19 protein-coding genes are annotated in these 19518 nt (G+C 47.7%); 12 read left to right on the top strand and 7 right to left on the bottom strand.

The annotated features are described in order from the left end of the window. Nucleotides 1-24 precede the first annotated feature (24 nt). The 5 genes from Q7C_RS11865 to greB all read left to right on the top strand — a co-directional run bounded on the left by Q7C_RS11865 (nt 25) and on the right by greB (nt 7412). Complete coding sequence (locus Q7C_RS11865) at nt 25-1212, top strand: O-succinylhomoserine sulfhydrylase (protein WP_014705020.1); 1188 nt, start codon at nt 25-27, stop codon at nt 1210-1212. 99 nt (nt 1213-1311) lie between these two features. Then, nucleotides 1312-3036, top strand: coding sequence for a vWA domain-containing protein (locus tag Q7C_RS11870; protein ID WP_014705021.1), 1725 nt, complete (start codon nt 1312-1314; stop codon nt 3034-3036). Further along, on the top strand, nt 3037-5538 hold the full coding sequence (locus tag Q7C_RS13720) for a coiled-coil domain-containing protein (RefSeq protein WP_014705022.1): 2502 nt from the start codon (nt 3037-3039) through the stop codon (nt 5536-5538). Between the two features lie 72 nt (nt 5539-5610). Next, nucleotides 5611-6945, top strand: coding sequence for an FAD-dependent oxidoreductase (locus Q7C_RS11880; protein WP_014705023.1), 1335 nt, complete (start codon nt 5611-5613; stop codon nt 6943-6945). Further along, complete coding sequence (gene greB, locus Q7C_RS11885) at nt 6945-7412, top strand: transcription elongation factor GreB (RefSeq protein ID WP_014705024.1); 468 nt, start codon at nt 6945-6947, stop codon at nt 7410-7412. The genes Q7C_RS11880 and greB overlap by 1 nt, the downstream gene beginning before the upstream one ends. A gap of 50 nt (nt 7413-7462) precedes the next feature. Here the strand turns inward: greB and Q7C_RS11890 are convergent, their stop codons facing one another. Genes Q7C_RS11890 through Q7C_RS11905 form a run of 4 tightly spaced genes read right to left on the bottom strand, consistent with a single transcriptional unit; the run spans nt 7463 to nt 9010 of the window. Further along, on the bottom strand, nt 7463-7771 hold the full coding sequence (locus Q7C_RS11890) for a S24 family peptidase (protein ID WP_041366724.1): 309 nt from the start codon (nt 7769-7771) through the stop codon (nt 7463-7465). Then, on the bottom strand, nt 7764-8270 hold the full coding sequence (gene sodN / locus Q7C_RS11895; RefSeq protein ID WP_014705026.1) for a superoxide dismutase, Ni: 507 nt from the start codon (nt 8268-8270) through the stop codon (nt 7764-7766). Before sodN ends, Q7C_RS11890 begins: the two co-directional genes overlap by 8 nt. Nucleotides 8271-8291: 21 nt before the next feature. Further along, nucleotides 8292-8495, bottom strand: coding sequence for a hypothetical protein (locus Q7C_RS11900; protein WP_014705027.1), 204 nt, complete (start codon nt 8493-8495; stop codon nt 8292-8294). Beyond that, nucleotides 8492-9010: a hypothetical protein gene (locus tag Q7C_RS11905; RefSeq protein ID WP_014705028.1), complete on the bottom strand. Its 519-nt coding sequence runs from the start codon at nt 9008-9010 to the stop codon at nt 8492-8494. The genes Q7C_RS11900 and Q7C_RS11905 overlap by 4 nt, the downstream gene beginning before the upstream one ends. 244 nt (nt 9011-9254) lie before the next feature. Here Q7C_RS11905 and Q7C_RS11910 point away from each other — a divergent pair, with 244 nt between their 5' ends. Continuing rightward, complete coding sequence (locus tag Q7C_RS11910) at nt 9255-11300, top strand: TonB-dependent receptor (RefSeq protein WP_041367178.1); 2046 nt, start codon at nt 9255-9257, stop codon at nt 11298-11300. A gap of 80 nt (nt 11301-11380) precedes the next feature. On the opposite strand, the gene katG is transcribed toward Q7C_RS11910, so the two are convergent. Both katG and Q7C_RS11920 read right to left on the bottom strand, forming a co-directional pair. Next, nucleotides 11381-13603, bottom strand: coding sequence for a catalase/peroxidase HPI (gene katG / locus Q7C_RS11915; protein WP_014705030.1), 2223 nt, complete (start codon nt 13601-13603; stop codon nt 11381-11383). Between the two features lie 96 nt (nt 13604-13699). Continuing rightward, nucleotides 13700-14611, bottom strand: coding sequence for a hydrogen peroxide-inducible genes activator (locus tag Q7C_RS11920; RefSeq protein ID WP_014705031.1), 912 nt, complete (start codon nt 14609-14611; stop codon nt 13700-13702). Between the two features lie 164 nt (nt 14612-14775). Between Q7C_RS11920 and Q7C_RS11925 the strand changes: the two genes are divergently transcribed. The 4 genes from Q7C_RS11925 (at nt 14776) to Q7C_RS11940 (ending at nt 16999) form a co-directional block, all read left to right on the top strand. Next, nucleotides 14776-15156 (top strand): MerC domain-containing protein, encoded by a 381-nt coding sequence (locus Q7C_RS11925; RefSeq protein ID WP_014705032.1) that lies wholly within the window; start codon nt 14776-14778, stop codon nt 15154-15156. A gap of 130 nt (nt 15157-15286) precedes the next feature. Beyond that, nucleotides 15287-15943 carry a DUF1826 domain-containing protein gene (locus tag Q7C_RS11930; protein WP_014705033.1) on the top strand — a complete coding sequence of 219 codons (657 nt, stop codon included), beginning with the start codon at nt 15287-15289 and terminating at the stop codon, nt 15941-15943. 12 nt (nt 15944-15955) lie between these two features. Then, nucleotides 15956-16528, top strand: a complete 573-nt coding sequence (locus Q7C_RS11935; protein ID WP_083839470.1) for a DUF2796 domain-containing protein — start codon at nt 15956-15958, stop codon at nt 16526-16528. A 6-nt stretch (nt 16529-16534) separates the two neighbouring features. After that, a complete protein-coding gene (locus tag Q7C_RS11940) occupies nt 16535-16999 on the top strand; it encodes a Fur family transcriptional regulator (protein WP_014705035.1) in 465 nt (154 codons plus the stop codon). 2 nt (nt 17000-17001) lie between these two features. On the opposite strand, the gene Q7C_RS11945 is transcribed toward Q7C_RS11940, so the two are convergent. Then, nucleotides 17002-17565, bottom strand: a complete 564-nt coding sequence (locus Q7C_RS11945; RefSeq protein WP_014705036.1) for a DUF3299 domain-containing protein — start codon at nt 17563-17565, stop codon at nt 17002-17004. Nucleotides 17566-17630: 65 nt separating this feature from the next. Here Q7C_RS11945 and Q7C_RS11950 point away from each other — a divergent pair, with 65 nt between their 5' ends. Both Q7C_RS11950 and Q7C_RS11955 read left to right on the top strand, forming a co-directional pair. Then, complete coding sequence (locus tag Q7C_RS11950) at nt 17631-18299, top strand: ABC transporter ATP-binding protein (protein ID WP_238532324.1); 669 nt, start codon at nt 17631-17633, stop codon at nt 18297-18299. After that, a complete protein-coding gene (locus tag Q7C_RS11955; protein ID WP_014705039.1) occupies nt 18296-19510 on the top strand; it encodes an ABC transporter permease in 1215 nt (404 codons plus the stop codon). The genes Q7C_RS11950 and Q7C_RS11955 overlap by 4 nt, the downstream gene beginning before the upstream one ends. Nucleotides 19511-19518: the final 8 nt, after the last annotated feature.

Genomic DNA, 19518 nt, shown 5'->3' on the forward strand with positions numbered 1-19518 from the left:
GACTATTTGGGTAACAGAGTCACCATGAGCGAGCAATTTTCAGATAAGGGTTTCGCAACCCGGGCAGTCCGAGCCGGCCACCAACGGACAAACGAAGGGGAACATGCCGAGCCTATTTTTCCGACGTCCAGTTTTGTGTTTGACAGTGCCGAGCAGGCAGCAGCCCGTTTTGGTGGTGATGAGCCTGGCAATATTTATTCTCGGTTTACTAATCCTACAGTGCGCACCTTTGAAACACGTTTGGCGCAATTAGAAGGTGGTGAGTCTTGCGTTGCCACGGCTTCCGGGATGTCTGCGATTCTGTCAACGTTCATGAGTTTGTGCGTCAGCGGCGATCATATTGTGTCATCAAGAAGCATTTTTGGGACGACACGCGTCCTGTTTGACAAATATCTCAGCCGGTTTGGTTTGCACACGGATTATGTTCCACTCACTGATATAGCGGCTTGGGAGCAGGCAATAAAGCCTAATACAAAGATGTTATTTTTGGAAACGCCTTCCAATCCGCTCAATGAGATAGCAGATCTCGCTGCATTATCAGCGTTAGCCAAAAAACACGGCTGTTTGTTAGTGGTTGACAATTGTTTTTGTACGCCTGCATTGCAATTGCCATTGCAACTGGGCGCAGATATTGTGATCCATTCCGCGACTAAGTATCTGGATGGACAGGGGCGTTGCATTGGTGGTGCTGTGATTGGCGATGCACAGACAGTGGGTGAGGAGGTGTACGGCTTTTTGCGAACAGCAGGTCCTACAATGAGCGCCTTTAATGCCTGGACCTTTCTGAAAGGACTGGAAACTCTGGAAATCCGGATGCAGACACATTCCGCCAGCGCGATGCATTTGGCACAGTGGTTATCGGCACATCCGAAGGTCAATCAGGTATTTTATGCCGGCTTACCAACACATCCTCAGCATTTGCTGGCCAAACGGCAGCAGTCAGCATTCGGTGGCATTATTGCTTTTGAGGTGAAAGGTGGGCGTGAGGCGGCATGGAAAACGATCAATGCCACCCAATGGTTATCCATTACAGCCAATCTGGGGGATACCAAAACCACCATTACCCACCCTGCGACCACCACGCATGGCCGGGTTTCACCAGAAGACAGACTGGCAAGTGGCATTACTGACGGCTTAATCCGCTTATCCGTTGGTTTGGAGTCAGTTGCAGATATTCAAGCGGAGTTACAACGTGGCCTCGATTTAGCCTAGCTGCCTAGAGAGACATTGATAAGCGGCATAAAATCTGCATAGCGCTTGCCATGGATATCCGTGTGCCGAAAATTTGACGGCTAGGAAAAAGGGATAAAAATGATGCGGCGATTTTATTTACTTGGCAGTCTGTTGCTAAGCCTGATGCTGGCTGGCGTGGTTGCGGCGGAAAGTGATCTGCGGGTGGTGATTGATGTTTCCGGCAGCATGAAGCAAAACGATCCGCACAACCTCAGAGCGCCGGGACTCCGGTTACTAAGTGGTCTGATGCCAGTGAATAATCAGGCTGGTGTGTGGACTTTTGCGGCGCAGGTAAATAGTCTGGTGCCGTGGCAAAAAGTGACCGAAGACTGGCGGCAGGCCGCGCATTCCCAGTCTGATCGAATCCATTCCCGAGGCCTGTATACGAATATTGAACAGGCACTTAAAAAAGCGGTTGCTAACGTTGAGGATATTAAATCAGCTAATCGCAGTATCATTTTGTTGTCAGATGGTTTGGTTGATTTAAAGGCAGGTGATAAAAGCAGCCAACAGTCGCGGCAGCGGATTCTGGATGATTTACTGCCCGAATTAGTTCAACACCAGTTCAAAATCCACACTATCGCACTATCGTCCGAGGCAGATCATGACTTATTAAAACAACTCTCGATGGCATCTAATGGCTGGTATCGGCAGGTTGACACAGCGGACCAGCTTGAACGGGTATTTTTACATTTGTTTGAACAGTCGGTACCGAGGGACAGCGTGCCTTTGGTCGACAATTTTTTCAGTATAGATAATCAGGTCAAAGAGATGACGGTTTTGGCATTTCGTGCCGATCCATCAACTACGACCAGTTTGATTACGCCGGATCAAAACATCTTAACCGAAGCGACCCCTGATGATGCGGTTCGTTGGCATCGCGAAAACAATTACGACTTGATTACTATTCAAAACCCTCAAGCAGGGGAATGGCATATCGATGCCGAATTAGATCCGGATAACCGGGTGATGGTAGTGACGGATTTACAATTGGAAACAGCAGAGCTACCTAATAATATTCTGGTTGGTGAACGCTTTGATATTGCAGCGACGCTAATCGAAAAAGACGCTGTCATTGTGCGGGAAGATTTTCTAAACCTCGTCCAGGTTGAACTCATGCAACAAAATGCCGAGGGCAACCGTCGTGTTACGCCGTTACAGCGACTTCCCTCGCAAACAAGCTTTGCTAGTGAGTTGGGCGGCTTATTTAATGCGGGACGCAATGATATTGTCATTACGGCAACCGGACCAACTTTTGAGCGACAACGACGGCAATCGGTGAATGTCGTTGCGGTGCCCTTGGATATTAACGTGACGCAAATTGACAGTGAAAGCCGAAGTCATCGGTTGCAGGTGCAAGCCGATGCGCGTCTTTTGGTCCCTGCCAGTCTCACTATGACGGCATTATTACGCGGTCCGGATGGGGATGAATATTCTTATGCAATCCCGTTGCAAAGTGAAAATCAGTGGCAATTGACGCTGTCTGCATTAGCGTCTGGCGTCGATTATCAGCTGGAAGTCCAAGTTCGGGGCGATACGCCTGCAGGACGCCCTGTATTTTTGCAGCCGGCACCCCTAATCATACGCGACGATCAAGAGCCAGTAATCAGACAAAGTGATGTTTTGTCGGTGGAAGCGCCACAATCAGAAGCCGGTAATCCCGTTGTTGATTTGGACCGACCTGCTTTGTCTCCAAGCATGATTTTATTGATCGGTAATGTGCTTCTCGCTGGCTTATTGATTATAGGTATTCTGTTATGGCGGCGAAGCCAACGATTTACTTCGCCAGCGGAGAGTTTATAAATGGCTTTGACTGATCCCGTATTTCAATGGCTTGCCTATGAGTTGGCCGCAATCTTTGGCTTATTATTACTTTGGCTATTGGTCAGAATGGCACGTCAGAATAAGCAAATGCGGAATGACAGCGCGAAAACAGTCAAGCTTATCAAGCAAAAGCGCGAAGGCCGCCGTCAACAATTGGCTGTCATGTTGCAAACGCAGTATCAGCTTAGTGGTCAGGATCTAGAAACAGAAGTAGAGGCGCTTCAGCAACAGGAACGAACCCTGCATAAAAACCTGATGGCGATGTTCGTAAACCAAGATGGCAAATTACTGCATGCCATGCCAGACCAAGTCGAATCATTACTGAACGCCGGTCTTAATTTACTGCCTGTAAAACAACCTGATACCAGTCAACAACAGGTGCGGGAATTAGCCGCGGAAAATGCCGAACTGACAGCAATGGTCACACAGCTCCGCCAACAACTGGACGTGTTGCAAAACGAAACAGAGGCGGCGCAAGCTGAGCTTGGTGACGACGTATCCGATGAGAATGTGCAAACAAATTTAGAATCTGAGCCTGAAATAGAGATTACCGCCGAGAGTCTGGAGACAGATGAAACGCAAATGTTGTATTCAGATGAAGTGGAACAGCTGCTGGATGGATTTGACGTTGAGCTTACCGACGCAGAGCAATCTGAGCAAAGCAGCTTACAAAATGAGGCAACAACAGATGAAAATATGGGCGCAGACCAGAGGCAGGCAGCGCAACCAGCAACAATATCATCCGAACAAGCAGAGACCGCGATTCCAACTATAACTGAATCAACGCAGGCGATGGCAGATAGCGATCAGCAATTAGACGCAGAACAAGCTGCGGACGACAAGATATTGCCAACGCCGAAAACGAAACGCAGTCTGACAGACTATGCAAAAAGTAACTGGCAGCCGAACGTGCCGGATATTTACGGTAAGTCCTTACCAAGTAACGCCAATGCTTCCGAGCCTGTTCAAGACACGTCAACCAAACCGGTTAAAAAAGGCTTACAGCAGTTTGCGAATAGGCAGTGGAATCCGACCCCACCCCCGGTTTATGGACTAAACACGTCGACTCATAGTCAAACAGCTGAGTCAGCGTCTGACCTGCCAGAATCACAAATAACCGTGAATCAGGAACCAAGCTTCGCTATTGCTGAAGAGTGGGTTGAGTTGGATGAAGTTGACTTGAAACAGCCAACTGACAACACTCTTGCCGAAGCCGAAGCCGAAGCCGAAGCCGAAGCCGAAGCCGAAGCCGAAGCCGAAGCCGAAGCCGAAGCCGAAGCCGAAGCCGAAGCCGAAGCCGAAGCCGAAGCCGAAGCCGAAGCCGAAGCCGAAGCCGAAGCCGAAGCCGAAGCCGAAGCCGAAGCCGAAGCCGAAGCCGCGCATCAGACTGAAGCAGAACGCCTGTCAGAGCTGATGGCGGTTAGCGCAGAAACAGTATCCAATGAGGAGATACCTGACCAGCAGGTGCTGCCAGCAAAGATCGATCAGGAGAAAACCGATCTTAACCTGGAACGTCTTCGCTCGAGATTAAGAGAAAGAACGGCGGCCTTGCGCACGGCAAAGCCAGCAATAGCTGAAACAAGCCCAGATGCTACGGCACTAACAAGTCAAGCAGAGACAGACAACATAGCGCAATTCGCATATCAGCGAAACAACAATGTTGCTGACGATCACCAGGATGATGAAATTACACCAGCCAAAACCTCATTGACATCGCATGGCTTCGATCCGGTTAATCAAGACAATAGTGAAGACACGTTAGCCGTTGTCTCGGAGACTGAATGGCCATCGCCGCCGCAACCAGACTTCAGAGACAGTGGCCAGGAAGTATTGCAACAGCCGGTAGATGACACTGTGCCCTCAGCCACAGACTCAGCAAGTGCGACGCAGCAACTTGACACAATGACGGATTTTAACCCGCCGGAAATGACTGATCAGACAATCGAAAGCGATGTTAATCGGGGAGAGGCCGTGGCAACTGGAGATGTCACTTTCCCTTCGCAGGAGGATGCGGTATTTGAACAAGAAAATAAACCTAGCGACCAGCACCTGACGAAAGGGGAGATGTCAGAAAAGTCCATAGATTCACAACAAAACGAGCCGCAAGATCCTTTTTCTGCCGCAGTGGCGGCTGAAAAAGCAGCAGCTGAAGCTGAGCGGGAAGAGACGTTATCAGGGATGGCACTGTATAACGAAAAGGATATGCCGGCGTTGCCAGAGCATGCAGCGATGGCTGATTTAGTTAAAGAAATGAGTGATTTGCAGAAACAGTCGGGGGCGTCAGTTGATGGTAAGGATCTGGATTCAGCCGCAGAGGTGCCGTTGCCAGATAGCGAAACAACCCAAAAACTGATGGCAGAAATCAAGTCTTTGCAGCAGTCATCCGCATTTCAATCAATACCGGAGAAAAGTAAGCAGGATTTACAACAGATCCTATCGCACATTCCACGATTTGCCGGTAAGGATCAGACGGGAGATTAGCTGCCGGCAGAAAAGCACCCGCCAGAAATCGGAATTTGTTAAAATTCGCCACTGTTTTCTGCTGGATTTCCTATGACTGAAAAGATTCATGATGTTGCCATTGTCGGCGGCGGTGTGTGCGGGACAGCCCTGCTTTACATGTTAGCTGAATATACGGATATCACTGATATCGTGCTGGTTGAGAAGTATGACAGTGTAGCCAAAGTTAATTCACACAGTCGCAATAATAGTCAAACCATCCATTGCGGTGATATCGAGACCAATTACACATTGGAAAAAGCGACCAAGGTAAAAGCCGCTGCCAATATGTTGATTAAATTTGCTGCCAGTCTGCCGGAAGCAGGCCGGATAATTTTTAAATACCCCAAAATGGTAATTGGTGTGGGCGAAAGTCAATGCCGACAATTACGCCAGCGGTATCAGAGTTTTCGAGACGTGTTTCCAGCAATGAAACTGTTAGAAAAGTCGGATATTGTCGGGGTTGAACCGAACGTAGTGATGGTTAACGGCAGTATGCGACCAGAGCCGTGTGTGGCGCTGGCGGTGCTGGATGATTACAGTGCGGTTGACTATCAACAACTCTCTCAAGCGTTTGTCCGTGAAGCACAGAAAGCAAGCAATAAGTCACTCAAGATCCAGTTCAATTGTCAGGTAGAGGATATCGTTGAACAGGATGGATTGTTTACACTGATTAGCAAAAATAACGTTATCAAAGCCCGATCAGTGGTCGTTTCTGCTGGTGGTCACAGCTTATTACTGGCACAGCAAATGGGCTATGGATTGGAATATTCCTGTCTGCCGGTGGCCGGCAGTTTTTATTTCACGCCTCAGGTACTGCGCGGCAAGGTCTATACCGTGCAAAATGATAAATTACCGTTTGCTGCCGTGCATGGTGATCCGGATGTACTGGTAGATGGCAAAACTCGTTTTGGGCCCACAGCCTTGTTACTCCCCTTATTAGAAAGATATAACGCGAAAACCTTTGTTGAATTTCTGCGTGTGCTCAAGCTGGATGGGCGTGTCTTTAAGGTGATGTGGGATTTATTTAAAATCAAAGATATTCGCCGTTATATTGTTAAAAACTTTCTATATGAAGTGCCGATTTTACGGCGTTGGCTGTTTTTGAAAGAAGCCAGAAAAATCGTCCCTTCGCTGCAGTTTAAAGACATTTCTTTCGCCAAAGGTTTCGGTGGAATCCGTCCACAGCTAATCGATAAAACGCATCGTAAATTGATGCTTGGCGAGGCCAAAATCAATCCGGGTACTGGCATCATTTTTAATATGACTCCATCACCCGGTGGTACAAGCTGTTTGGAAAATGCAGAAAAAGATATGCGGTTAATCAGTGCGCACCTGCAGGCGACGATCGCTGAGGAACATTTACGCCGCAATTTATATCCAGATTAATGGCCAGCGCACCCTACATCACACCTGAAGGACTGTTTCAGCTCAATCAAGAGCTCAGTGAACGCTGGCAACGTCGTCGCGAAGTGGTGCGTGCGTTGGCCGCTGCAGCAGCCGAGGGTGACCGCAGTGAGAATGCAGAATATATCTATCGAAAAAAAGAATTACGAGAACTGGATAGACGCATTCGTTACTTACAAAAACGGATTCCCGACCTGACGGTTGTGCATGAACCGCCGGACGATACAGATCGGGTTTTCTTTGCTGCCACGATTCGTCTGCAAACGGAGAGTGATGAACAAGTGCAGTATCGCATTGTTGGTCCAGATGAAATTGATCATCAAAAAGGGAATATCAGTGTTGATTCGCCCTTGGCACGGGCACTACTTGGCAAAAGCGTTAATGATGAAGCGGTGATTCAGGTGGCCGGTCAACACAAGCAATTTACGATTGTGACGATAACCTATTAAGTGGCTTTCAGCCACCACATGCCTGTAACCAGCGTCTATTCATTTCGTTATTAAACAGACTTTGAACGATATATTTTGCGACATGGCTTGATACGCCAGATGACTTTGCCAACAATTTGCTGACGATTGACGCTGCCGAGTTTGGCTGCACTGGTGCTGGCAACCAGATTGTCGCCTTCAAGAAAATAGTTATCTAAGTGGTGCTCGCGAACACGTTTAATAATTCGCCCATAATTTGGATGGTTGGCAACGATGACATCGTCTTTTTTGATGCGCCCCCAGCACCACAACATGACGAAATCGCCATGCTGTAGTCCTGGGTGCATACTGTCACCGGTAACGCGGATTAATTTAAGCATTCAGCTTTGGGTAAACCACGCTTTCACTTGGTAGGAATGGGCAGGTTGCTGAGTAGGTTTCGACGGATTTGGTCGCCCAGAATGCAGCCGCAAACTCATTGATAAGACTTAATAAATCCAGACCTTTATCGCGCTCGATACCTTGTTTGCAGGCAGAGCCCGCCAGCATGATTTTATGTGCCAATTCGTGAATATGCGGAAATTGTTCAATTTGTGGTTGCTTGAAATAGTCACCCCAAATGACACGGATTTCATGCTTGGCTATTTCGGCGTGCGTTTCTTTCTCCTGCGTCAAACGAGCCAATTTCACTAAGTCTGCGCTAGAAAGGTTATCACCTGTGTCGAGTTCAGTAATTTGATCCATGAAGCGGATAACGCTCAAGGCTGCATATTGCGCACTATACGGATCATAGATCTTGCAAGGAATATCACAATGTGCGGCAGCATTTTCAATCGCATTCGCAGGGATCAACTTTGTCAGTATTCGGTGCAATATCATTTTTGATCTCTTAATCAAGGATTATTGATTCTTTTTGGCTTTGATTTTTTTGTGAACGCTGTAGGCAATGGCGGACACAACGCCAACAATAGACAGGTAAAAAATCGCGTGAATCAGACCGCTGGTCCATGCACTATGGTCGTGTCCTGGATGGGCGAAAGCAGATTGCATTCCAGCAAACCAAAGCAGGGACAAGGCAGCAAGACGCTTGAATGATTGAATCATGATTGACTCCTCAAGGTTAGGGGTTCAGTGAGCCGGTATTTTTCAGGCGAATGTGTCATTGCCTTGATAATTTGCCGCGAGCGGGGCGTATCAATACCAAGCTCTTGGGTAATGTGTTTTAGCTCAATACAAACTCTACGTATCACAGTCTGAATTAACAAGTCATGTTGGTGTGTTTTTTCCTGATGCTGGTGCGTTTCCAGCAGGGTAGCATGTAATGCCTGATAGGTCGTGAGTGCCAAATCCATGTCTTTTTGACGAAAATACAAATCGGCCAGATTTTGGTAACTAATGGCCAGCATAGACAGGCTTGTGTCGTTGTAATCAATCATGACGTTCATTTGCATGGCAAGTTGGCAAGCAGCAAGGTAATAGCTTTTTGCAGGTTGATAGTGCTGTTTTTGATAAGCATGGTTGCCATCGTTAATGGTGTTTTTCCATCGTTGAGAAATGGCATCAGCATCTGCGTGGGATGACTGGCTAAAGTTAGGCAACTGGGCTGAAATCTTTTCCATCTCGAATTCGACGAATTAAAACAAGGAATTAGCATTGTGGTAGAAATTTTCACTAAAGGCAAATGATTCTTATTTATATTTTTGTTAAGCTGCAGTTCCTGGTCGGAACCTGCTACATAACGATCCTGATTAAGAGCGGATAAGGAAAAGCGCTGCTTAACAGGAATATCTCTCGTGTCAATCAAATGACAAGCTTGTCATGCTGTATGCTGTTGCAACCCACGCATCTGAAATTAATGGAAAAATGAAAAAACTTACCTCACTTATTTTGCTTGCCGTCAGCCAGCCGGCAATATCACATGAATTGGAGACGCTGACAGTTGAAGGTCGGCAGATTAATTTGGTCGGGGATGCCGTTTCTGCGTCCGAAGGCGTAGTCGGGCAAAAGGAAATTTCGCTGAGACCGATGTTGCGTACCGGTGAGGTGCTGGAAATGGTACCCGGTATGGTGGTCACACAGCATAGCGGCACCGGCAAGGCAAATCAGTATTTCTTGCGTGGTTTTAACCTTGACCACGGGACGGATTTTGCGACCTTTGTTGATGGTATGCCAGTCAATATGCGAACCCATGGCCATGGTCAGGGGTATTCTGATTTAAATTTTGTTATTCCCGAAACTATCAGCAAACTGACTTATAAAAAAGGCGCGTATTACGCGGATGTTGGTGATTTTAGTGGGGCGGGCAGTGCCAGAATCGATACTGCCGATGCCTTTGAGCAAGGCCTGGCAAGTATGACTGTTGGTCATGATGATTATTATCGTTTACTGGTCATGGATAGCATTCGCTTTGCTGGTGGTACCACTTCTTATGCGATTGAGGGGAATCGTTATCACGGGCCTTGGTCTGATATTGATGAAGATCTGGACAAATTAAATTTACTTTTAAAGCATACGATTCCGCTGACCGATGGGCATTTGAATCTGACCTTTATGGCTTATGACAATAGTTGGAATAGTGCGGATCAGATTCCCGAAAGGGCGGTGAACCAAGGTCAGATCAGTGAATTGGGTTCAATTGATGATACGGTTGGCGGGGAGTCCAGTCGTTACAGTTTCAGCCTTGATTGGCAGCAGGGAAACTGGCAGGCATCAGCCTATCTGATTGATTACGATATGAACCTGTGGTCTAACTTTACTTATTTTCTTGATGATGAAGTCAATGGCGATCAGTTTGAACAAGTTGATGATCGCCTGATTTATGGTGGTCAGCTCAGTTATCTGCTGGATGGCGATTTGGCTGGCAAGGCGATGACCAACCGTTTCGGGCTGGATCTGCGTGTTGATGATATTGATGAAGTCGGTCTCTATCATACTCGTGCCCGACAACGGCTTGGTGTAACACGAAGTGATGAAGTGAAAGAACTTAGTACGGGATTATTCTGGGAAAATCGTATTGTCTGGAATGACCAGCTGAGAACGGTGCTCGGGGCTCGCTATGATTATTATCATTTTGATGTGGATGACCGGGTCGGGGTGAATCGCAATGGGGTAGATTTATCAAGCAACAGTGGTGAAACGGATGATGATTTGTTGTCTTTTAAAGGCAGTGTCATTTATGCCTTTAATCACGAGTGGGAAGCCTATATTTCTGCAGGCCAAGGCTTTCATTCCAACGATGCGCGTGGCACAACGATAAATATCGACCCGGCTGATGGCAACGGTGTGTCAACGGTTGATCCGTTGGTTCGATCTTTTGGGTACGAGACCGGTTTACGCGGATTTATCACAGATAAACTATCGGTTTCGATGGCATTATGGACACTGGAACTCGACAGTGAACTGGTGTTTGTTGGTGATGCGGGTAATACCGAAGCCAGCCGCGAATCGGAACGTAAGGGTGTCGAATTAACGATGCATTATCATCTTGATGACCATTGGAGTCTGGATCTGGAATACGCTTATACCGATGCGGAGTTTAAAGACGATGCGCCTGAAGGTAATGAAATCCCTGGCGCTATAAAAAACGTCTTTCAAGCGGGCTTAACCGCCGATTTCCCAAGTGGCTGGTTTGGCAGTCTTCGGGTGCGCCATTTTGGCGAGCGTCCCTTAATTGAAGATGGTTCTGTTAAATCTGATGACAGCACAATCTGGAATTTACGCGTCGGCTATCGTGTTAATAACTGGACTTTCCGAGGGGATGTACTCAATCTGACTGACAGCAATGACAGTGATATTGACTATTTCTATGCGTCACGTCTGGCGGGTGAGCCAAGTGGCGGGGTTGAGGACATTCATTTTCATCCTATTGAACCACGCACCTTCCGGTTCACCGCTGAATATCGGTTTTGATACCGCTCAGAAGCTGAGATAAGTTTATCTGGCGTCCAACTAACTGGACGCCAGATAGATTAATAGTTGAGTAAACGGGCTTAACGCGCTGCCAGATCGAACCGATCCAGCCGCATCACTTTAACCCAGGCGTCGACGAAGTCCTGAACAAACTTTTGTTCATTGCCATTAGCGGCATACACTTCAGCCACCGCTCTCAGCTCGGCATTAGAGCCAAAGGCGAGATCAACTGGGGTTGCGGTCCATTTTACGGCACCAGTGTCACGATCTAAGCCGTCATAGAGTCCTGGCCCCTGATCGGATTTTTTCCACTCAGTTGAAATATCCAGCAGATTGACAAAAAAGTCATTGCTCAGAGTGCCAGGGTTATCGGTGAAAACACCATGAGAGATACTGTCGGTGTTGGCGTCTAATGCACGCATTCCGCCGATGAGAACGGTCATTTCCGGTACGGACAAATTCAGGTACACCGCGCGTTCAACCAGCATATCGGTTGGCGAGAGCTGACTGTCCTCACTGAAATAGTTACGAAAACCATCGGCCGTGGGTTCCAGTACCGCAAAAGAATCTGCATCCGTTTGTTCTTTGCTGGCATCAACCCGTCCGGGCTCAAAAGGGATGCTGAGTTCATGACCAGCATCCGATGCAGCTTTTTCAAGCGCGGCATATCCGCCGAGCACAATCACGTCGGCCAGCGAAATCTGACTATTATTTGAGTTAGCATTGAAATCCGTCTGGATTTGTTCCAGTGCGGCCAGTACTTCTGACAGCTCATCCGGACTATTGGCCGGCCAGTCTTTTTGCGGTGCCAGTCGAACACGCGCGCCGTTGGCACCCCCGCGCATATCGGTACCACGGAAACTGGCGGCAGATGCCCAAGCTGTTCTGATTAACGCTGAAATATCTAAACCGGAATCAAGGATCTGCGATTTGAGTTGCTCAGATTGGGCGGTGTTTACCAAAGGATGGGTCACTTCTGGTAACGGATCTTGCCAAATCAGCTGTTCTTGCGGTACTTCCGGGCCAAGATAGCGGGCACGAGGTCCCATATCGCGATGCGTGAGTTTAAACCAGGCTTTGGCGAAGGCCAGATCAAATTCCTCCGGATTAGCCAGAAATCGTTCCGAAATGGCCAAGTATTTGGGGTCTTCTTTGAGGGCAATATCTGTTGTAAACATGATCGGGGCATGCCGTTTATCTGGATCATGTGCATCTGGCACGAATTTCATTTGATCGGCATTTTCTGGTATCCACTGCGTGGCGCCAGCCGGGCTTTTGGTTTTAACCCACTCCATATTAAGCAAGTTTTGCAGGTAATTCATACTCCATGCCGTCGGCGTAATTGTCCACGCACCTTCCAGTCCACTGGTTACGGTATCCGCCCCCATGCCAGTACCGCATTGGTTTTTCCAGCCAAATCCTTGTTCTTCAACGCCTGCAGAAGCAGGCTCTACACTGACGCATTCTTTGGGATCATGGGCGCCGTGCGCTTTACCAAAAGTGTGTCCACCGGCGATCAGGGCGACGGTTTCTTCATCATTCATTGCCATACGGCCAAAAGTAGTCCGAATATCTTCTGCTGCAGCAAGTGGATCATGATTGCCGCCCGGACCTTCTGGATTCACATAGATAAGGCCCATTTGAACAGCGGCTAACGGTTTATCGAGTTTTCTGTCGCCGTGATAGCGCTTCGCATCAGAGAGCCATTCTTTTTCTTCACCCCAATTGACCAGTTCGGGTTCCCAGTCATCCAAACGTCCCCCAGCAAAGCCGAAGGTTTGAAAGCCCATTGACTCCAAGGCAACGTTACCAGTAAGTACCATCAGATCCGCCCAGGAAATTTTGTTGCCGTACTTTTGTTTGATGGGCCACAACAGTCGGCGGGCTTTGTCTAAATTGACATTATCCGGCCAGCTGTTAAGCGGTTCAAACCGTTGTTGACCACCTGAAGCGCCGCCGCGGCCATCAAATATGCGATAGACACCAGCACTGTGCCAAGCCATGCGAATAAAGAAGGGACCGTAGTTGCCAAAATCAGCAGGCCACCAGTCTTGAGAGTCAGTCAGAACCACTTTGATGTCTTTCTTGACTGCTTGCAAGTCCAGAGAGTTAAAGGCCTCAGCATAGTTAAAATCTGCATTCATTGGGTTGGACATGTCGGCATGTTGGCGAAGGGGAGCCAGATTAAGTTGATTGGGCCACCAGAAAGATGGGGACTTAAGTTGGCCTTCGGCAGCGATGCTACCTGTTGAGACAACCAGTGCGATTGCGGTTGCCAAGGGTATCGATTTTTTTAGCTTCATGATCTCTCTCCAAATTATTAAAAGTTAGGGTGGAGCAAGATTCAGTATTGATATGCCTCGATTGATTAGTAAATTTGAATAATTTGATTTTCGTATTCAATTATTTTGATTGAGCTGAGTGCGTAATGATTGCTTGGCTAAATCAATGAGCGTTTCAATGTTAGATAATCGCGTGAAATTAGGGCGGATAATGAAGGCAAGCTGTCGATGCGGTCCCGGCGCCTTGAGGTGTACCACTGAGAGGGATTCGTGCTGGGCAGTTAATTGATCGACCGCCATGGCTGGAATCAGTGTCGTCCCTAGGTGACACAACACCATTTGAATCAAGGTATTCAGACTGGTGGCGTTGAAGCTTTGATTGTCACTTTGCTTGGCGAGATTGCAAGCATCGACAATATGATCTTTTAGGCAATGTCCTTCCTGAAGCAAGAGCAAATTACACTGGGCCAATTGTTCACCGGTAATGTCCTGTTGATCGGTAAAGCGTTCTCCTTTTGGTGCAATCCAGTAAAAATCCTCTTCCCAAAAGTCCAACGTCAGCAGGCCATCACAAGGAAAAGGGAGCGCCAGTACGGCGGCATCCAATTCACCTCGTTTAACCAAATCAACCAGTTGTAAAGACTGGTTTTCGACAATCTGTAAGCGGGCGAGTGGATATTGTTTTTTGAGTAGTGGTAATAGTTTAGGAAGTAAGTAGGGTGCGATCGTGGGGATCAGGCCAATCTTCATGGGATAGCTGAAAGGCAGTTTCTGATTATCGGCAAAATGCTGAAGATCATCGACCTGAAGCATAATAAATCGCGCTTGCAGTAAGACACGCCTGCCGATTGGGGTCACCAGAACTTTCCGGTTGTCCCGCTCAAAAATTTTCAGACCTAGCTGTTTTTCTAACTCGTTTAAGGCCGTACTAAGCGCTGAGGGGCTGATATTGCATTCTTCAGCGGCCCGCTTGAAATGAAGTGTGTCTTCCACACTGAGAGCATAACTGAGCTGCTTGATAGAAATCATAGTACTGAACTTTAATAAGTAAATTATCAAAATTTTATCTAAACAGCGGCTAGCCTTTATCAGCATGCTGCGCGCTAGAGGTCAGTATTTTCCGCTAAATTGTCAGCATGGCATTGTCTCTCATTTAAATAATGATATGATGTATCATAATTTATGGAGAGATTATGAAAGATAAATTTGCAATGTTAGTTTCAGGGGCGTGTTTACTGCACTGTATTCTGACGCCCATGCTTATCGGTATGGGCATCATGGGCGCTGTGGGGGAGTGGTTGGGTTCAGAGTGGACGCATCGTTTATTGTTGGTACCCGTCGTGATGCTGGCTTTACTCAGTTTGCCTTCGGCATATCGGTTCCACCGTCAACATTGGCCGATTGTTCTCGCCATATTAGCGATTACCGCACTTATTACTTCGTTAGTCGTGCCCGAACGATTTGAATTACTGTTGACTGTGCCTGCGGCGATTTTATTGATTGTTGCGCATGGCTGGAATTTGCTGTTAATGCGGCAGTTTGGGCCAGTCATTATTGAACCAGTGAATGGATAACCCCCTTTTTAATAGTCATGCCGGGACGCCAGCCCCAAGAGAATATCAATTAGCTGCTGAGACGGCCTTGGAGAAATGACAATAAGCCTGCTTGGCTAATGAATGCCTTGCCACGACAAGAGAATGTTTTATGTTAGCGAGTACCTGCCGGACATTGGATGTGTATCCCCAAACAACGCAAATAAATCGCCTTGTCGATCTGACCGAAATCTATCGTCCTGAAGTGAATCTTGTTCAGTGGCTGCGTGAGCCAGACGCGCGCTTTGAGATAGATATTAAATCGCTGCTATCACGTCCTGCATTAGCCATCCGGCAGCAGGTGTCATCAAATATCACTTTAATGTCACTGGGTAATTATCTCCGATTACCCTCTGAAAGCCTTTTGTTGTTCGATATTCAAAGACTGATATCGCTGTTTGCCGACTTATTTGATTTACATGAGGTTGGTCTTCGTTTGGAAAAAATTGGCGCCACGATGTGCCCACGATTTCATACAGACAAGCTCGCTTGTCGTTTGGTCACGGCTTATCATGGCGTGGGCACGCAATGGTTGGATGAAAATAACATTGATCGTTGTAAATTAGGGGCGGGTGCTGCCGGACTGCCTGATAGCCAATCTGGAATTTACCAATTCGAGAATCAGATTCGTACTGCGAATACGAGTGATGTGTTACTGCTAAAAGGGGATAGTTGGCCGGAAAGTCCTGTGGCCGGAATTGTCCACCGATCCCCTCCGGCATGTCCGAATCAGCCACGTTTGCTGTTAACATTAGACTTTGCAGATTAAGGAAACGGCTTAATGACGAGGTTCAGAAACAGGATAGTGTTGGTCAGCTTACTGATTTTGTCCGGCTTTTCTGTCCAGGCACACGATCATGCACACACTGACGACAATTTGGCCGCGGCGCATGTTCATGGGCAGGCCGAATTAAATATTGTCATTGAGCAAGGTGAAGCATTTGCCGAGTGGCAAACGCCGCTGGATAACTTGCTTGGGTTTGAACACGTGCCGGCAACTGATGCGCAAAAACAACGCTATACGGCGCTGCGAGAAAGTATGCAATCTGTGGATGCGGTGTTTACCTTGGTTGATGGCCAATGTGTTCAACACGGGGTCGAGTTGAACCAGCCTTTTGTCGGGCATCACGAACATAATCATGACGGCCATGATCACCAGCATGATGAGCATGGGCATTTTGAACTGCAGGCGACCTACCATTTAAAGTGTGCTGAAGGTGACGCGATTACCGGCTTGGTGACCAACTTGTTTGCACGCTATCCCCGGTTACAATCAATTCACGTACAATTAATCAATAATCGTGGGCAACAGGCGTTTGAACTGACCCCAGCCAAGCCAAATCAACGCTGGTAACTCAATATGGTGACAATGACAAAAATTGAAGCGGTGCTGACGCGTGCAGATCAAACCTGTCAGCAACAAGGAGCGAGACTGACCAGTAAAAGACGCACAATGCTGGCGATTTTACTGGAAGCAGGCGTACCTTGTTCTGCCTATGAAATTGTCGAGCACTATCGGGAAAAGACCGGTGAGACCATTCCAGCCATGTCGGTTTATAGAATGTTGGATTTTTTGATGGCCCAAGGCTTGGTTCATAAGCTTGCCTCCACGAATAAGTTCATTGCCTGCGAACACATAACCTGTAGTCATAGTCACAAGGCGCCCCAATTCCTGATTTGTGATGGTTGTCACTCTGTACAAGAGATAGGCGTAGATAAAACCCTGTTTAATGCTTTGCAGCACAGTATTGACCAACAGCATTTTCAGCTCAATAGTCCGCAGCTGGAGTTACATGGTCTGTGTGAAGTTTGTCAGCGGCCTTAAACTCACTTTTCTTCAGTGTAAATGGTAATATTTTCGGCCTGCATAGCATACGCTGAAACGGCCAGATCATTTTCGGTCAGCGTTGTACTTAGCCGGCCTTCAACCCAGTAGGGGGTATAGATTTCATCAATCTGAATACCGGCCTCATGATAGACATAGATAATCTGATTTGGCGGTGGTGGAGGCAGGTGAATGCAGGCACCAAAATAGGGAACAAGAAAAAACTCCGTGGCGCGTTGTTCAGCATCCATATTCACCGGCACAATAAAACCGGGCAGACGAATATCGCGGTTATCAAAATCTGCCACGACATTTTGTGAGACGAGTGCCTGTTGATAAGGGTCATCCGCTTTGGTTGATTGCTCCAGTGCTCCGACCATACTGTTAGCAAGCTGATCTTCCAAACTGCCATCTTCGATGTCATCCAGATAAGCGGGCGGGTTTTCCAAAGCAGCCAAATCATCCGCTGGAAGCAGGTCAATCCAGTCTATTTGCGTAAAGTTGTCCGCGATAGCGGTAAAACAGAGGCAGAATAAAAACGTCAGCGTTGGAATCAATCGAAACATAACCAGTCTCAAATACAGAAAACAGATAGCATGGCGTAACCTAATTTATTCAGCAAACGAAAATCATGATGCTGCACATTAAACAACTCGCTTTCAAGCATAAGAGAGACCCCTCTTGGCTGCTTAAAATTCCCGACTGGCAGGTGAAACCGGCCGAAACCATCTTCATTCAAGGTGCCTCGGGAAGTGGAAAATCGACATTGTTAGGCCTGATAGCCGGGCTGATTATCCCCACGCATGGCGATATTGAAATTGCCGGAACACATATCAATGCTTTGTCAGGCCACCACCGGGATGCGTTCCGACGACGGCATATCGGTATGGTTTTTCAGCGATTTAACCTCATTCCTTATTTAAGCGTGCTGGACAATTTACGACTGGTTGGCCATTTTTCAGAACAATCGGCTTCGCAGTGGCAACATCGAGCCGTTACGTTACTGGAAAATCTCGGCTTAAATGGTGACTTGCTCCAACGCCAGGCTGCCGCGTTAAGTGTGGGGCAGCAACAACGCGTGGCCATTGCCCGAGCCATGTTGAATCAGCCGGCGTTATTATTGGTTGATGAGCCAACCTCTGCGCTGGATAAGCAACACCGTGACCAGTTTATGAGCTTGTTGATGCAGCAACTTGAGACGACGGACACAGCGCTGGTATTTGTCAGTCATGATGAAACCCTGGCAGGCTATTTCCATACGCCTATATCGATGACGCAGTTTCAGTCGGAGTGGGTATGACCATGTTAATTAAACTTGCCTGGCACAGCATGTGGTCGCGGGCGGGCAGTGTTTTATTGACCGTAATGATGCTGGCCGTCAGTATTCTCGTGCTGGTTAGCGTTGATAGTATCCGGCAACAAACCAAAAGTTATTTTCAGCATGCGGTTTCAGATGTGGATTTAATTGTTGGTCCGCGGACGGGGCAAACCAATCTGTTGCTGTATTCAATTTTTCATATTGGTGTGCCATCTCATAATTTGAGTGGTAAAAGCTATGCGATGTTGCAAGCAATGCCGGAAATTGACTGGTTGATTCCACTGTCGCTCGGCGATTCACACCGTGGCTATCGTGTTGTTGGGACCTCAACAACCCTGTTTAACCGCTTTCGCTATGCAGATAAACAGCCACTTAAATTTGAAAGTGGACAAGCTTTTTCAGCCGTGAAAGACGCCGTTATCGGTGCAGAAGTGGCAAGACAATTGAATTATCAAATTGGCAACGAGATAACGCTGGCGCATGGCATGACCGATGTCAGTTTTGCCCGGCATGATGCGCATCCTTTTACAATAACGGGCGTGCTGGAACCGACAGGTACGCCATTAGATAGATCCGTGCTGGTGAGTCTGGATGGTTTAGATGCGATTCATGCCAACTGGCCGGGTAGTGCAACTACTGCTGGGCAAAGTCAGGAAGTCACGGCAGTTATGCTTGGACTGACTTCAAAAATTCAGACGTTTCGGGTGCAACAGCAGATAAATGCTTACACGGGGGCACCATTACAGGCAATTTTGCCGGGTGCCACCTTAAGTCAGTTATGGTCGATGTTGGGTGGGGTAGAGCAAAGTCTGCAAGTGATAGCATGGCTGGTTTTATTGGCCGCTTTAACCGGGATGGCAAATGTTTTACTGCTATCAATGCGGGAGAGACGTCAAGAGCTGGCGGTGTTAAGGGCGCTCGGCTATCCGCGTTGGTTTTTGTTTATGTTGCTACAAATTGAGGCGTTACTGATCACGCTGGCAGCCATCCTGTTGGCGATGGCAGTGCTCTGGCCAATGGGCAGTTTACTGCGCCACTGGTTGCTAGAGACATTTGGTCTGTATCTGCCACATGGGCTAATACAATTAAATACGTTGCCATTGCTATTGGCAGTTCTGCTGGCAGCAATCATAACGGCACTTTGGCCGGGTATTCAGGCCTATCGGCAGGGATTGGGCCGACAGCTAGATTAGCGGCCGGC

This window comes from Methylophaga frappieri (assembly GCF_000260965.1).
Taxonomy (GTDB): domain Bacteria; phylum Pseudomonadota; class Gammaproteobacteria; order Nitrosococcales; family Methylophagaceae; genus Methylophaga; species Methylophaga frappieri.